The 15,112-nt window shown below is 61.2% G+C and carries 15 protein-coding genes; all 15 read right to left on the bottom strand.

Annotated features, from left to right (window positions below):
- Positions 1-409: 409 nt before the first annotated feature.
- The 15 genes from J2R99_RS15945 to nuoH all read right to left on the bottom strand — a co-directional run bounded on the left by J2R99_RS15945 (position 410) and on the right by nuoH (position 15,109).
- Positions 410-1,111 carry an ABC transporter ATP-binding protein gene (locus tag J2R99_RS15945; protein ID WP_307155374.1) on the bottom strand — a complete coding sequence of 234 codons (702 nt, stop codon included), beginning with the start codon at positions 1,109-1,111 and terminating at the stop codon, positions 410-412.
- Positions 1,108-2,337: a lipoprotein-releasing ABC transporter permease subunit gene (locus J2R99_RS15950; RefSeq protein WP_307155742.1), complete on the bottom strand. Its 1,230-nt coding sequence runs from the start codon at positions 2,335-2,337 to the stop codon at positions 1,108-1,110. The genes J2R99_RS15945 and J2R99_RS15950 overlap by 4 nt, the downstream gene beginning before the upstream one ends.
- A gap of 110 nt (positions 2,338-2,447) precedes the next feature.
- The gene (proS, locus tag J2R99_RS15955) at positions 2,448-3,773 is read right to left on the bottom strand and encodes a proline--tRNA ligase (protein WP_307155375.1); all 1,326 of its coding nucleotides are present in this window, start codon (positions 3,771-3,773) and stop codon (positions 2,448-2,450) included.
- Positions 3,774-4,140: 367 nt separating this feature from the next.
- The gene (locus tag J2R99_RS15960; RefSeq protein WP_307155376.1) at positions 4,141-4,392 is read right to left on the bottom strand and encodes a DUF1467 family protein; all 252 of its coding nucleotides are present in this window, start codon (positions 4,390-4,392) and stop codon (positions 4,141-4,143) included.
- A gap of 3 nt (positions 4,393-4,395) precedes the next feature.
- Positions 4,396-4,800 (bottom strand): methylmalonyl-CoA epimerase, encoded by a 405-nt coding sequence (gene mce, locus J2R99_RS15965; protein ID WP_307155377.1) that lies wholly within the window; start codon positions 4,798-4,800, stop codon positions 4,396-4,398.
- 8 nt (positions 4,801-4,808) lie between these two features.
- Positions 4,809-6,494, bottom strand: a complete 1,686-nt coding sequence (locus tag J2R99_RS15970; RefSeq protein ID WP_307155378.1) for a ribonuclease J — start codon at positions 6,492-6,494, stop codon at positions 4,809-4,811.
- A complete protein-coding gene (locus tag J2R99_RS15975; protein ID WP_307155379.1) occupies positions 6,494-7,318 on the bottom strand; it encodes a biotin--[acetyl-CoA-carboxylase] ligase in 825 nt (274 codons plus the stop codon). The genes J2R99_RS15970 and J2R99_RS15975 overlap by 1 nt, the downstream gene beginning before the upstream one ends.
- Positions 7,319-7,320: 2 nt before the next feature.
- On the bottom strand, positions 7,321-8,742 hold the full coding sequence (gene nuoN / locus J2R99_RS15980; RefSeq protein ID WP_307155743.1) for an NADH-quinone oxidoreductase subunit NuoN: 1,422 nt from the start codon (positions 8,740-8,742) through the stop codon (positions 7,321-7,323).
- A gap of 24 nt (positions 8,743-8,766) precedes the next feature.
- On the bottom strand, positions 8,767-10,281 hold the full coding sequence (locus J2R99_RS15985) for an NADH-quinone oxidoreductase subunit M (protein WP_307155380.1): 1,515 nt from the start codon (positions 10,279-10,281) through the stop codon (positions 8,767-8,769).
- A 10-nt stretch (positions 10,282-10,291) separates the two neighbouring features.
- Positions 10,292-12,340, bottom strand: a complete 2,049-nt coding sequence (nuoL, locus tag J2R99_RS15990; protein ID WP_307155381.1) for an NADH-quinone oxidoreductase subunit L — start codon at positions 12,338-12,340, stop codon at positions 10,292-10,294.
- Between the two features lie 3 nt (positions 12,341-12,343).
- Positions 12,344-12,652 carry an NADH-quinone oxidoreductase subunit NuoK gene (nuoK, locus tag J2R99_RS15995; protein ID WP_307155382.1) on the bottom strand — a complete coding sequence of 103 codons (309 nt, stop codon included), beginning with the start codon at positions 12,650-12,652 and terminating at the stop codon, positions 12,344-12,346.
- Positions 12,649-13,263 (bottom strand): NADH-quinone oxidoreductase subunit J, encoded by a 615-nt coding sequence (locus tag J2R99_RS16000; RefSeq protein ID WP_307155383.1) that lies wholly within the window; start codon positions 13,261-13,263, stop codon positions 12,649-12,651. The genes nuoK and J2R99_RS16000 overlap by 4 nt, the downstream gene beginning before the upstream one ends.
- A gap of 71 nt (positions 13,264-13,334) precedes the next feature.
- Positions 13,335-13,826, bottom strand: coding sequence for an NADH-quinone oxidoreductase subunit NuoI (gene nuoI / locus J2R99_RS16005; RefSeq protein ID WP_307155744.1), 492 nt, complete (start codon positions 13,824-13,826; stop codon positions 13,335-13,337).
- Entirely contained in the window at positions 13,826-14,041 is a 216-nt protein-coding gene (locus J2R99_RS16010; protein WP_307155384.1) for a hypothetical protein, read from the bottom strand. Before J2R99_RS16010 ends, nuoI begins: the two co-directional genes overlap by 1 nt.
- A gap of 6 nt (positions 14,042-14,047) precedes the next feature.
- Positions 14,048-15,109, bottom strand: a complete 1,062-nt coding sequence (gene nuoH, locus J2R99_RS16015; protein WP_307155385.1) for an NADH-quinone oxidoreductase subunit NuoH — start codon at positions 15,107-15,109, stop codon at positions 14,048-14,050.
- Positions 15,110-15,112 lie beyond the last annotated feature (3 nt).

Here is a 15,112-nt window from a genome sequence, read left to right on the forward strand (position 1 = left end):
TACTCCCTCTTTGTTCCCATCTTGTTCTGCTTTTTGATTTCTGTCAACCCTGCCGCCTCTGTTGCCCGATGAGGGCATCGCGGCTGTTTCGCGACTACGAGTTCGCGAGCCCCCCGATTTGCACAGGCGGAAAGACGAGGTTCTGACACGGGGGAGAGCCGGCTCCGCGGCAAAGACGCATCGCGGGTCGTCGCTGACCCGGGTCTACGGGCTCAGCGCCATCCAAAAGAAACCGACCAAGCAGAGCTTATGCCGAGCTGAAGACCGGCCGTGGACGCGTCCTGCCCGGCGCACGTGTTCAACCGGCCAGGTCGGGGGAAAGTTGTTTGGATCTCAGATAGCGAGCGATGCGTGCAGCTGGAACGGTGCGGCGTCGTTCACCCATCCGTCCCAAAATTGTCGGACAAGCTCAATCGCTCTCGTACGGCACGATTTTGCCGTCTCTCAGCGTGACGGTGCGATCCATGCGCTTTGCCAGAGCGAGGTTGTGGGTCGCAACCAGCCCCGCCAGGCGCGTTTCGCGCACAAGCCGGGTCAAGGCATCAAACACATGGTCTGATGTCTTGGGGTCGAGATTGCCGGTTGGTTCGTCCGCCAGAAGGAGCCGGGGCGCATTGGCGAACGCGCGGGCAATCGCCACGCGTTGCTGTTCGCCACCGGAAAGCTCCGCCGGGCGATGATCGGCACGGTGATCGACGCGCAAATAGGCCAGCAGCTGGCGCGCACGTTCCGTCGCTTCCTGACGGGAAAGGCCGGCGATCATTTGCGGGATGACGCAATTCTCGAGCGCGGAGAATTCCGGCAGGAGATGATGGAACTGGTAGACAAAACCGATGGTGCGTCGTCGCAAAGCCGTACGCTCGCCGTCATCGAGGCCAACGGTCGCCTCGCCGGCCACCCATACCTGCCCGTCATCCGGCTTCTCGAGAAGTCCGGCCATATGCAGGAGCGTCGACTTGCCGGCCCCCGAGGGGGCGACGAGCGCAACGAGCTCGCCTGGAAAAAGCGTGAGATCCGCTCCTTGCAGGATCGGAAGGTCTCCGCTGCCGCTCTGATAGACGCGCACGACCTTCTCAAGGCTGAGCGCGGGGATGTCTGCCGTGTGGCTCATTCGTAGCGCAATGCCTCAACAGGATCGAGCTTGGCTGCGCGCCAGGCGGGATAGAGCGTGGCGAGGAAGGAGAGAATGATCGCCATCACCATGATCGACAGCGTCTCTCCCACGTCCATATCGGCGGGCAGACGGCTCAAATAATAGAGCTCCGGTGAGAACACTTCGGTGCGCGTGATCCAGGTCACGAACTCGCGCAGGGTCTCGATGTTGGCGCAGACGAGCGCACCGAGAGCCACGCCGACGAGCGTGCCGACGACGCCGATGCTTGCTCCCGTGATGAAGAAGATCCGCAGGATCGCTCCTCGCGTTGCCCCCATCGTGCGCAGGATCGCGATATCGTGACCCTTGTCCTTCACCAGCATGATCAGGCCGGAGATGATGTTGAGGGCCGCAACGAGCACGATCAGCGTCAGGATGATGAACATCACGTTGCGTTCGACCTCGAGGGCGGAGAAGAACGTGACGTTGCGCTGGCGCCAATCGGATGAATAGACGGGCCGGCCCGCAGCCTCTTCGACCTTGCCGCGCATGGCCTCAACATCGTCGGGATTGTCGAGATAGACCTCGATCGCACCGACCTCCTCGCCCTTGTTGAAGTAGGCCTGGGCCTCTTCGAGAGGCATGAACACGAAGGTGGAATCGTATTCCGACATGCCGATCTCAAAGATCGCAACGATCGGATAGGCTTTGACCCGTGGCGCCACGCCCATCGGTGTGACGGCCCCACGTGGACTGACCAGGGTGATGTTGTCGCCAACAAAAAGGCCGAGAGACTGGGCAAGCCGGCTGCCGACGGCGACGCCCCCCGCCGTATCGAAATCGGCAATCCCGCCGCCTTCTTGAATGTTGCCGGCAATGCCTGGGACTTTTTCGAGATCCGCGCCTCGGATGCCGCGCACCAGCACGCCGGAGCCGCCGCTCGTTGCCCCAGATGCGAGCGCCTGGCCCTCCACGAGAGGGATCGCCGCGCGCACGCCCGGCACAGCGGTCACACGTTTGGCGACCGCGTCATAGTCGGTCAAAGGCGTGTCGATCGGCTGCAGAATGAGATGGCCGTTGATGCCGAGGATCTTGTCGAGAAGCTCGGCGCGAAAGCCGTTCATCACGGCCATCACGATCACGAGCGTCGCGACACCCAGGCAGATGCCGAGAAAAGAGAAGCCAGCAATGACGGAAATGAACGCCTCTTTGCGCCGCGGCCGAAGGTAGCGCAGCGCCAGCATCCATTCATACGCCGAAAAAGGCCGCGTTGCGGCGCCCGACGCGCTGCCGCGTTTGCCTGCCGATTCGCCGGCGACCTCTGCCTCCCCCTTTGCGGCTTTTTCCACCAAGCTCAGGCCTTCTCGTGCACGAGGCGATTGACCGCCTCATCGAGCGACAACGTCTCTTTGGCGCCCGTGGCGCGATCTTTGACCTCGACCTCGCCCGAGGCCGCGCCGCGCGGGCCGACGACGAGCTGGGTCGGCAGGCCGATCAGGTCCATCGTTGCGAATTTGGCCCCTGCGCGCGCATCGACGTCATCATAGAGAACCTCAAGACCGGCCTTCTCCAGGCGCACGGTCAGCCCCTCTGCGATTTCATCCGTCGCTGCGTCGCCCGGCTTCAGATTGACCAGACCGAGATCGAAAGGTGCGACGCTCTTCGGCCAGATGATACCCGCATCGTCGTGGCTCGCCTCGATGATCGCGGCGACCACGCGCGACGGGCCGATGCCATAGGAGCCCATATGGACCGGCACCATCTCTCCGTCTTGATTCGTCACCATGGCCTTCATGGGCTCTGAGTACTTGGTGCCGAAGTAGAAAATATGGCCGATTTCGATACCGCGTGCGGAAACCCGCCGCTCTTCCGGCACCGCCTCGAAGGCGGCCGGATCGTGCATGTCGTCGGTCGCCGCGTAAGGGCCCGTCCACGCGTCGAAAATCGGCGTCAGATCGGCGGTGAAATCCGTGTCTTCTCCGGGAATCGGCAGATCCAAAAGCGCCTTATCGCAATACACCGCGCTTTCACCGGTGTCGGCGAGGATGATGAATTCGTGGCTGAGATCGCCGCCAATCGGCCCGGTTTCCGCACGCATCGGAATCGGCTGCAGGCCGAAGCGGGAGAACGTCCTCAGATAGGCGACGAACATCCGGTTGTAGGCCGCGCGCGCCCCCTCATAGTCGAGATCGAAGGAATACGCGTCCTTCATCAGAAACTCCCGCGAGCGCATCACGCCGAAGCGGGGGCGCACCTCGTCGCGGAACTTCCACTGGAGATGATAGAGATTGAGCGGCAGATCCCGGTAGGAGCGCACATGGCTGCGGAAGATGTCGGTGACCATCTCTTCCGCTGTCGGACCATAGAGCAGCGCCCGATCATGACGGTCGCGGATGCGCAGCATCTCCTGCCCGTAATCGTTGTAGCGCCCGCTTTCGATCCACAGATCCGCCGATTGGATCGTCGGCATCAGGATTTCGAGCGCACCAGCGCGATTCTGCTCCTCCCGGACAATGGCGCTCACTTTGTCGAGCACACGCTTGCCGAGCGGCAACCACGAATAGATCCCAGCAGATTGCTGGCGAATCATACCCGCGCGGAGCATCAGGCGATGGGAGACGATCTCCGCTTCCTTCGGGTCTTCTTTGAGGATGGGCAGGAAATATCGGGACAGTCGCATTGAAGCGATCCATAGGTCAGATTGTGCGCGCGCACTGAAACCGTATCGGGGGCGGCTTGGCAAGCGCGCAGCCGGTGTTTCCCAAGCCAACGAACGCCTGCACCAAGTTTGAGCAGCGCGCGACCAAAAAAGACGCATTTCTTGTGGAAGCTAGGTGACAAGCCTGCGTCACTTCGTTACTGTCACCTTTGCCTCATGCGGTGAAACAACGCATAAACGGCGGCCGGTCTAGGAAGGAAACGGAATCAAGCTGCTCCCGCATCGAACGAGAAGCGGCAACAGAACAAAGAACTGAACGAGTAGGCAAGGCTGAGGCCTTGCCTTTTTTATTGGCGCTTCTCGCGCCTCGGTGCACGTCGCGAGTCGCTCAGACGACGAGATCTTCCAAAGTCACCCCGAAGACGGCGATCGCGAGATAGACGACGCCAAAGATGAGAGCCGCGACCAGTGAGGTCGCCAGAAGCTTCCACCACATACGCGGAACTGCCGGCGCTGCGCGGTCCGTGCCCAGCGTCACCTCGCCCTCCTCCTCCTGGGTGCGCACCCCGAAAGGCAGGACGGCGAACAGCACCAGCCACCAGATTACAAAATAGACGGCAAGAGCGCTGATCCAGGACACGTCCTAGGCCTCCTCAATCTCCACGAGGGTGCCATTGAAGTCCTTCGGATGCAGAAAGAGAACCGGCTTGCCATGCGCTCCGATCTTCGGCTCGCCATCGCCAAGGACACGCTTTCCCTCGGCCTTGAGGCGATCACGGGCCGCCAGAATATCGGAGACCTCGTAGCAGATGTGGTGGATGCCACCGGCGGGGCTCCGTTCGAGGAAGGCAGCAATCGGCGACTTCTCGCCGAGAGGCTCCAAGAGCTCCACCTTGGTGTTCGGCAGGACCACAAAGACGACGGTAACGCCGTGCTCGGGCAAGGGCTGCGGCTCAGACACCTCGGCTCCAAGCGTGTCGCGATAAAGTGCCGTGGCAGCGCCGAGATCACTGACGGCGATAGCAATATGATTGAGCCGACCCAGCATGGTATTCCTCAGACGTAACTGACGGTGACGGCGACGGAAGGCTTCTTGCCCCAGATCGCCGCGATCTCGCTGCGTATAGCGCGCCGAAGCGATTCCTGGACACTTGCTTCATCGCGACGCTTTGCCTTGGGCAGGGAATCGAGCGTGTCGTCCACGGTGTCCTCGACGATGCCCTGCAACAACTCGCCCTCGCTGTCGCATGCCGGCAGCCCGATCAGAGCGACCTGCGGATCACCCAATGGCTCGCCCTTCTCACTCATGACGAGAGAAACAAAGACCGCACCTGCGAACGACAGTCGTCGCCGTTCGGCGACACCGCTCTGTTCCGGCGCCAAGAGAAGGCGCCCATCGCGGAACATCTGCCCTGCCCCGATCTTGGAGATGACCTCGCCGGGTCCTGGAGCCAGGCGTGCGAGATCACCGTTGCGCATCTCCAGAACCTCCGGGATGCCGGCGGCACGACCGAGCTTCGCCTGCTCGTGGAGATGCAGGGCCTCACCGTGAACGGGAACCAACAATTGCGGGCGCAGGAGCTCGTAGAGACGCCGCAGCTCATCGCGCCGGGGGTGCCCCGAGACATGCACGAGGCCAAGCCTGTCGGTAATCACCTCGGCGCCGAGGTCGATCAGGCCGTTGATGATGCCGTTGACCGCCCGCTCATTGCCGGGAATCGTGCGCGACGAAAAAATCACCATATCGCCGGGCGAAAGCGCCACCGCCGGGTGATCGTTGGACGCGATACGTGCCAACGCAGCACGCGGCTCTCCCTGGCTACCCGTCATCAACGCGACGACCTTGTCACGCGGCAGGTAGCCGTAGGCCTCCTGATTGTGGAAGGGCGGAAGCCCGTCGAGGTAACCGAGCTCGCGCGCCACAGAGATGGCACGGTCGAGTGACCGCCCGACGACGACCACTTCGCGCTCTGCGGCCTGTGCCGCCTCCGCGACCGCCTTCAGCCGTGCGACATTGCTGGCGAAGGTGGTAACCGCAACGCGCTGCTTGGCGCCGGCGATGATTTCTTTCAAAACGGCGGCGACCTCGGCCTCGCTCGGGCTGATGCCGTCGCGTACGGCGTTGGTCGAATCGCAAACGAGTGCGCGCACCCCTTCCCGACCGATCTCCGCAAGGCGAACCTCGTCGATCGGCCGACCCAGACCCGGCGTCGGATCTATCTTCCAGTCGCCAGAATGGACCACAGTGCCGGCTGCAGAACGTATCGCCAGTGCGCTCGGCTCGGGAATCGAGTGGGAAACCGGCACATATTCGACCTCAAACGGGCCGGCTGATACCCTGTCGCCCTGTTCGACCACCGTCACCGGGATGTCGGGAGCGCCGATTTCGCCGGCCCTCTTGGCTGCCAGAAGACCAGCGGCAAACGCCGTCATATAGACCGGCGCCTTCAGCTTCGGCCAGAAATCGAAGAGTGCGCCGAAATGATCCTCGTGCGCATGGGTGATGAAAATCCCGTCGAGGCGATCTGCCCGTTCCTCCAGATAGGAGATGTCAGGCAGGACAGCATCGACCCCGGGCAGATTGTCGTGGCCGAAAGCCACGCCCATATCGACGGCAATATAGCGCCGCCGCCGTGCGGGACCGATCCCGTAAAGCGCGAGATTCATGCCGATCTCGCCGACACCACCCAAGGGCACGAAGACGAGGTCTTCGTTCGTTTCTTTGCTCTTATGAACCATCATCAAATCCGTACGGTCGCGGCGGCGCTGAAATGAACATCGCCCGCGGTCACCGCTCTCATAGCTCCGCTTGCTGTCCGCACGAGTAGGCGTCCTTCATCGTCGATGGAATCGAAGGTGCCTCGGATAATCTCGTCACCGAGTTTCACCGCAACCGGCGCCCCGAGACCAGAGGCGCGCTCCAGCCAAGCATCGCGGATGGCCGCAAAGCCGCGGCCGCCAGCCCACAGGTTTTCTTGATCCACCCAGGCATCGGCAAGGCGCGCGAACACGTCTTCTGCGCCAATCCCCTCAACGCCCAGGTCGACAAGTGAAGTTGCAGCATAGGGCAGATCCGGCGGAGTCCGAACAACGTTGACACCGATTCCGATGACGACGGCCATCAAGCCATCGCCCGCATTCGAGGCCTCGAGCAAAATACCCGACACCTTGCCGCCGTCGATCAGCGCGTCGTTCGGCCATTTGAGCGTTAGGCGGTTGTTCTTGCCGTCCGAGGTTCCGTCGAGCGCGACGTGAAGCCCGAGAGCCGGAGCACAGGCGCCGAGTGCGTCGTGAAGAGCAAGGCCGGCCACGAAGCCCAGATTGGCGGCATTCACGCCCCGCGGCACGAGGAGGAGCACGCTCGACGCGAGATTGCCGGGTTCTGTCGACCAGGCGCGCCCGCGCCGTCCATGTCCGGCCGTCTGATGCGTCGTCGCCACCCACAGGCGCCCGGCGTCGCCACTTCGCGCCCGCCGCATCGCCTCCGAATTCGTCGAGTCGACCGAGGATAGAGCGATAAGCCGGTAGCCTGCCGATTCCGCTTTGGGGCCTAGGACGAAGTCCATCCCTAAAAGAGGCTTGCCGCTGCTACGCCAGCCGCATTGATGATCGGGGACGCAAACACCAGGAATGCAAGAACGAAGGCGCCGGAGACAACGAGAACTGCTTTCAACTCGCCGGGCATCCGCTCGAAGCTCGCTTCGGCCTCGTCAAAATACATGAGTTTGACGATCCGAAGATAGTAGAAGGCCCCGACGACGCTGGTCACCACGCCGATGACCGCGAGCCAATAGAGATCGGCTTCGATCGCCGCGAGGAAGACGTAGTACTTGGCGAAGAAGCCGGCGAGCGGTGGGATGCCCGCGAGCGAGAACATGATCGCCCCCAGCATGAAGGCCGTCATCGGCTGCGTGCGCGAGAGGCCTGCCAGCGAATCGATGTCTTCCAACATATGCTCCTGGCGGCGCATCGACAGAATGCAGGCAAAGGCGCCGAGCGTCATGGGCACGTAGATGACGAGATAGACGATCACCGACTGCACGCCGAGTTCGCTGCCCGCGGCAAGACCGACGAGTGCATAGCCCATATGGCCGATCGACGAATACGCCATCAGGCGCTTGATGTTGCGCTGGCCGATGGCGGCAAACGCGCCAAGGATCATCGATGCAATGGCGATAAACGCAACAATCTGTTGCCAGTCGGCCGAGATCGGCGCGAAAGCCTCTGTCACCACGCGGATCGTGAGCGCCATTGCGGCAAGCTTCGGCGCCGCAGCCAGGAATGCGGTGACCGGCGTCGGCGCACCCTCATAGACGTCCGGCGTCCACATATGGAACGGCACTGCGGAGATCTTGAAGGCAAGGCCAGCCATGACGAAGACGAGACCGATGACGAGACCGGTCGAGCGGCCGTCGGCGAGGACGCCGGCGATCTCCAGGAAATTCGTGTGACCCGTAAAGCCGTAAACGAGCGAGGCTCCGTAAAGGAGCATGCCGGAGGAAAGCGCCCCAAGGACGAAATATTTGAGGCCCGCCTCGGTTGAGCGAATGGAGTCGCGATGGATGGCGGCGAGCACATAGATCGCCAGCGATTGCAGCTCCAGGCCCAGATAAAGGCTGATCAGGTCGTTGGCCGAAATCATCAAGAGCATGCCGAGCGTGGCAAGCACGATGAGGATCGGGTATTCGAAACGCTGGAAGCCGGCCAGGCGGGCATAGCCCACAGACATGGCGATCGCGAAGCCGGACGCAATCAGCGTCAAGACCTTCATGAAGCGGGCGAAGCTGTCCTGAACAAAGGCGCCGTTGAAGGTCGTGCCGTCGCCACCTGCGAACAAGACGAGAAGCACGGCAAGGCCCAGCAATCCGATCGAAACGCCCGTCACCGTTGGCGCGGAACGCTCCCCCGCGAACACACCAAACATCAAGAGCCCCAGGGCTCCGAGAGCGAGAACCAGCTCCGCGAGGAGCGGTGTCAGGGTCGGCATCATGATGACTTCCGGCACGGAGACCTCCTAGCGGCCGAGCATCGCGGCGGAGGTGGCGCCCTCGCGGGCAGCCTCCACCTGGGCCACGAGATTGTCGACGGAAGCCGCGGTGACGGTCATCACCGGCTGCGGGTAAACGCCGAAGAACAAAACGAGCAACATCAATGGCACCAATATGAGCTTTTCGCGCCGGGAAAGGTCGAGCATCGCCTTGAGGCTTTCCTTCTCCAGCTGGCCGAGCGCGACGCGGCGATAAAGCCACAAAGCATAGCAGGCCGAGAAGATCACGCCTGAAGCCGCAAAGAGGGCGACCCAGGTGTTCACTCGGAACGCGCCGAGCATGGTGAGGAATTCGCCAACGAAGCCCGACGTGCCGGGAAGCCCGATATTCGCCATGGTAAAAAGAAGGAAGGCGAAGGCATACCAGGGCATGCGGTTCACCAGGCCGCCATAGGCGTCGATCTTGCGCGTATGCAGGCGGTCATAGATCACGCCGACGCAGAGGAAGAGCGCACCCGAGACGAGGCCGTGCGACAGCATCTGAAAGATGCCACCCTGCACGCCCTGTGCCGTCACAGTGAAGATGCCCATCGTCACGAAGCCCATATGGGCGACCGATGAATAGGCGATCAGCTTCTTCATGTCCTCCTGCGCCAGGGCCACCAGCGAGGTGTAGATGATGGCGATGACCGACAACGTATAAACAAAAGGCGCAAATTCTGCGCTCGCCAGCGGGAACATAGGAAGCGAGAAGCGCAGAAAACCGTAGCCGCCCATCTTCAGGAGGATGCCGGCCAGGATCACCGATCCGGCGGTCGGCGCTTCCACATGCGCGTCCGGCAGCCAGGTATGCACCGGCCACATCGGCATCTTCACCGCAAACGAGGCGAAGAATGCGAGCCACAGCCAGAACTGCATGCTTGCCGGGAACTGATGATCGAGGAGTTCCGGGATCGAGGTCGTGCCCGCATCCCAGTACATCGCCATCAATGCCAGCAGCATCAAGACCGAGCCGAGCAGCGTGTAGAGGAAGAACTTGAAGGCGGAATAGACGCGCCGCGGCCCACCCCAGACACCGATGATCAGGAACATCGGAATGAGGCCGCCCTCGAAGAACACGTAGAAAAGCACGAGATCGAGCGCGCAGAACACGCCGATCATCAGCGTTTCGAGGACGAGGAACGCGATCATGTATTCCTTGACGCGGCTCTGCACGGATTCCCAGCTCGCCAGGATGCACAGCGGCATCAGAAAGGTCGTCAGGATGACGAACAGCATGGAGATGCCGTCGACGCCCATCCGGTAGCTCATGAAGCCACCGAGCCAATCCGCGTTCTCGACGAACTGGAAGCCCGGATTCGCGGGATCGAAACCGATCCACAGAAGCAGGGAGACGAGGAAGGTCACGACGGTCACGCCGAGAGCGACATGGCGTATATTGCGCCGATGCACCTCTTCATCACCGTGAATGAAGAAGAAGATGATCCCGGCGCCGACCAGCGGCAGGAACGTTATCGTCGAAAGGATGGGCCAGTTCAGCATTTTCGCACCGTCATCCTGCAAACATCATCCAGGTGACGAGCAAAGCGACACCGATCAGCATGACGAAGGCATAGTGATAGAGATAGCCGGATTGGAGCCGGACAACGCGCCCGGTGATATCCACGACGCGGGCGGAGATCCCGTCAGGCCCGAGCCTGTCGATCGTCCCCTCATCGCCGCGATGCCACAGAAAGCGGCCCAAGGCGAAAGCCGGACGCACGAACATCGCGTTGTAGAGCTCATCGAAGTACCACTTGTTGAGAAGGAAGCGGTAGAGGCTGCCCATCTGGCGGGCGAGCGCCTTCGGCGTCTCCGGACGCACGATGTAGAAGAAGAGCGCAACAATGAAGCCCACCACCATCGCAAAGAAGGGAGCCAGCTTCACCCAGCCTGGCACGTGGTGAATCTCTTCGATGATGTGGTTGTCTTGCGCAGTGTAGAGCGCGCCCTTCCAGAATTCGGCCGACTGCTCCGGATCGATGAAGGCGGTGCTGCACAAGATGCCACCGAAAAGCGCCCCCGCCGCGAGCACGAAGAGAGGAATCAGCATGACAGCCGAGCTCTCGTGCACGTGGTTCATCACCTCTGTGGAAGCGCGCGGACGCCCATGGAAGGTCATGAAGATCAGCCGCCAGGAATAGAAGGAGGTGAAGGCGGCAGCCACAGTCAGGAGGATGAAGGCAAAGCCTGCCATCCCGTTATGCCCCATGAAAGAGGCTTCGATGATGGCATCCTTGGAGAAGTATCCAGCCGTCATCGGAAAACCAGTGAGCGCGAGCGTACCGACCAGCATCATCGCGTAGGTCACAGGTATCTTCCGCCACAGGCCGCCCATCTTGCGCATATCCTGTTCATCCGAGACGGAATGAATGACCGAGCCGGCGCCCAGGAAGAGCAGGGCCTTGAAGAAGGCGTGGGTGAACAGGTGGAAGATCGCGATCGGATAGGCACCAACGCCAAGCGCCACGAACATGTAGCCGAGCTGCGAGCAGGTCGAATAAGCGATCACGCGCTTGATGTCGTTCTGCACGAGACCGACGGTCGCTGCGAAGAACGCTGTGACGGCGCCGATGAAGGTCACCACCGTCAACGCGCTGATCGAAAATTCGAAGATCGGAGAAAGGCGGGCCACCATGAAGACACCCGCCGTCACCATCGTCGCGGCATGGATGAGAGCTGAAACAGGCGTCGGGCCTTCCATGGCGTCCGGCAACCATGTGTGCAGTGGCACCTGGGCAGACTTGCCCATCGCACCCATGAAAAGCAGCAGGCAGACGACGGTGAGAGCTGTCTCTCCGCTCCACACCGTGCCGAACATGTTGAGCGTTGCGCCCTGGTCGCTCGCAAGGGCTTCGGCATTGGCGAAGATCGTGTCGAAATTGATCGAGCCGAAGAGAACGAAGAGGCCGAAGATGCCGAGCATGAAGCCGAAATCGCCAACACGGTTGACGACGAAGGCCTTGATCGCCGCCGCATTCGCAGCAGGCCGCTGATACCAGAAGCCGATCAGGAGATATGAGGCAAGACCGACACCTTCCCAGCCGAAGAACATCTGCAGAAGATTGTCTGCCGTCACCAGCGCGAGCATGGCGAAAGTGAAGAACGAGAGATAGGCGAAGAAGCGCGGCCGATGGGCGTCATGCGCCATGTAGCCGATCGAATAGACGTGGACGACGGCCGAGACGGTCGTGACCACAACCAGCATGACCGCGGTCAAAGAATCGATCCGCAAGGTCCAATCGGCCGACATGCCGCCGGACTGCACCCAGGTCATCACCGGAACGGTAAAACCCTGACGCTCACCCATTGCGACGTCGAAGAAACCGATCCAGGAGAGAATCGCCGACAGGATAAGCAGCGCGCAGGTAATGATCTCGGCAGCCCGCGAACCGGCGGCGGCCGGCGCGTGATGGTGACCATCACTCTCGGAGTGCCTGTCGCGCAGCGGACGGCGCTCCGACGTCTGACCGACAGGATGGCGCGCCTGCGCGCCCGCCAGCGTAATCAAGCCGGCGAGAATGGCGCCGAGCAGAGGCAGAAAAACGATCGCCGTATACAAAGCTCAGCCCTTCATCATGTTGATGTCTTCGACCGCGATCGAACCGCGGTTGCGGAAGAAGACGACGAGAATGGCGAGGCCGATCGCCGCCTCCGCAGCAGCCACCGTCAAGACGAGAAGCGCGAAGATCTGGCCGACGAGGTCTCCAAGGAAAGCGGAGAACGCGACGAGATTGATATTGACCGACAAGAGAACGAGCTCGATCGACATCAAGATGATGATCACGTTCTTGCGGTTGAGGAAGATGCCAAAGACGCCGAGCGTGAACAGCACGGCGGCGACCGTGAGGTATTGGCCGAGACCGATCGTCATATCCCCTGCCCCGATTTGACTTTTACTATCTCCACGGCGGCTTCGCGGGTGCGACCCACCTGAGCCCCGATATCCTGACGCTTGACCCCCTCCTTGTGGCGCAGCGTCAGAACGATGGCCCCGATCATCGCCACGAGCAGAACGAGCCCGGCTGTTTGGAAGAAGAAGATGTACTTAGTGTAGAGAAGCTCGCCGATCGCGGCGATGTTGCTCGCCTCCGCAAGCGGCGGAATGGGCTGCGCCACCTGCTGCGTCACCTCAGGCGCGATGATGGTACCACCGAGAACGGCGACCAGCTCGACGAGCAAAATGATCCCGATCAGTGCACCGATCGGCAGATATTGGAGAAAGCCCTGACGGAGCTCCACGAAATCGACGTCGAGCATCATGACGACGAACAAGAAGAGCACAGCCACCGCGCCCACATAGACCACCACCAGAATCATGGCGATGAACTCGGCTCCGAGAAGCACAAAGAGGCCCGCGGAGTTGAAGAACGCGAGGATCAGAAAGAGCACGGAATGCACAGGATTGCGCGACGATATCACCATCAAAGCCGCGGCAATCGTCACGGCGGAGAAGAGGTAGAAAAAGATCGGCTGCAGGATCATGGGTCCGGGCTTCGGGTGCTGAAAGTCTTTAACGAAGCCCCGCCGGAGCGTCCAGCGGGGCCAGGCTCAATTTACCGATAAGGCGCGTCGAGAGCGATGTTGCGGGCGATTTCTCGCTCCCAGCGGTCACCGTTCTCCAGGAGCCGCACCTTATCGTAGTAGAGTTCTTCGCGCGTCTCCGTGGCAAACTCGAAGTTCGGCCCCTCCACGATGGCATCCACCGGGCAGGCTTCCTGACAGAAGCCGCAATAGATGCATTTCACCATGTCGATGTCGTAGCGCACGGTGCGCCGGGTGCCATCGTTGCGCCTGGGACCAGCCTCGATAGTAATCGCCTGGGCCGGGCAAATGGCCTCGCAAAGCTTGCAGGCGATGCACCGTTCCTCACCGTTGGGATAGCGCCGAAGAGCATGCTCTCCACGAAAGCGCGGCGACAACGGTCCCTTCTCGTGCGGGTAATTCAGCGTGGCCTTCGGCGCCACGAAGTAGCGCATGGCCAGCATGGTGGCGGAGACGAATTCCTTCAGCAACAAGGATCCGGCCGCCTGACGCAGAGACGCCATCATCCACCTCCGAAATTTCTGTAAAGCAGCGGTCCGAGAAACCAGCCGAGAATTGGAAACAGGACCAGCTGCACCTTGCGGGCAAGATCGATTGCAGTCACGCCGAAACCGCTCTCACCCCGCCTCTTGGCGCGCTCAAGCACCATGCTGAACAACATGTAGTCGGCGATTGCAAAGACCAGCCCGACGAACAAGCCGATGAAAGCGATACTCATCGCGCCTCACCCTGCCGTCGGAACGCCGCCCCAGCCCGTGAACTGAAGCACGGCGGCGACGATCACGACGAAGGCGAGAGAGAGGGGCAAAAACACCTTCCAGCCAAGTCGCATCAACTGGTCGTAGCGGTACCGCGGCACGATCGCCTTCGCCAGGGAAACCAGGAAAAAGCAGAAACACAGCTTTAAGGTGAACCAGACGACGCCCGGAATCCACGTGAACGGCGCGAAGTCGAAGGGTGGCAACCAGCCGCCAAGGAACAGCGTCGTCATCAAGGCGCAGATGACGGTGATCGCGACATATTCCCCGAGCATGAACAGCATGTACGGCGTGGAGGAGTATTCCACCATGAAGCCGGCGACGATTTCCGATTCGCCTTCCGGCAGGTCGAAAGGCGGCCGGTTCGTTTCCGCCAGGCCCGAGATGAAGAACATCACGAACATCGGAAAGAGCGGCAGCCAGTGCCAGTCGAGGAAGGAATTCGGAAGACCCAGCATCGTGCCGACACCCGAGGTCTGTGCGAGCACGATATCGGAAAAGTTGAGCGAGCCGACGCAGAGCAGCACGGTGATGATGATGAAGCCGATAGAGACCTCGTAGGACACCATCTGGGCCGCGGATCGCAGCGATCCCAAGAACGCGTATTTCGAGTTCGAGGCCCAGCCACCCATGATCACGCCATAGACCTCAAGCGAGGAGACGGCGAAAACATAGAGAACACCGACGTTTATGTCGGAAATCACCCAACCGGCACTCACCGGAATCACTGCCCAGGCCGCGAGCGCCAAAACCGTCGACATCAGCGGGGCGAGGAGGAAGATCGTCTTGTCGGAAGCCGAGGGAACAACTGGTTCCTTCAGCACGAACTTCAACAAATCGGCGAATGACTGAAAGAGACCCCAGGGCCCAACGACGTTCGGGCCGCGCCGCATCTGGACGGCTGCCCAGATCTTGCGGTCGGCATAAAGCAGATAGGCGATGACGACGAGCAGGACGACCAGAAGCAGAAGGCTCTGTCCGACGATGATGGCACCAGGGATGAGGTAGCTGTGCAGAAACGTATCCATCGG

It is taken from the genome of Rhodopseudomonas julia (genome assembly GCF_030813515.1).
Classification (GTDB): Bacteria; Pseudomonadota; Alphaproteobacteria; order Rhizobiales; family Afifellaceae; genus Afifella; species Afifella julia.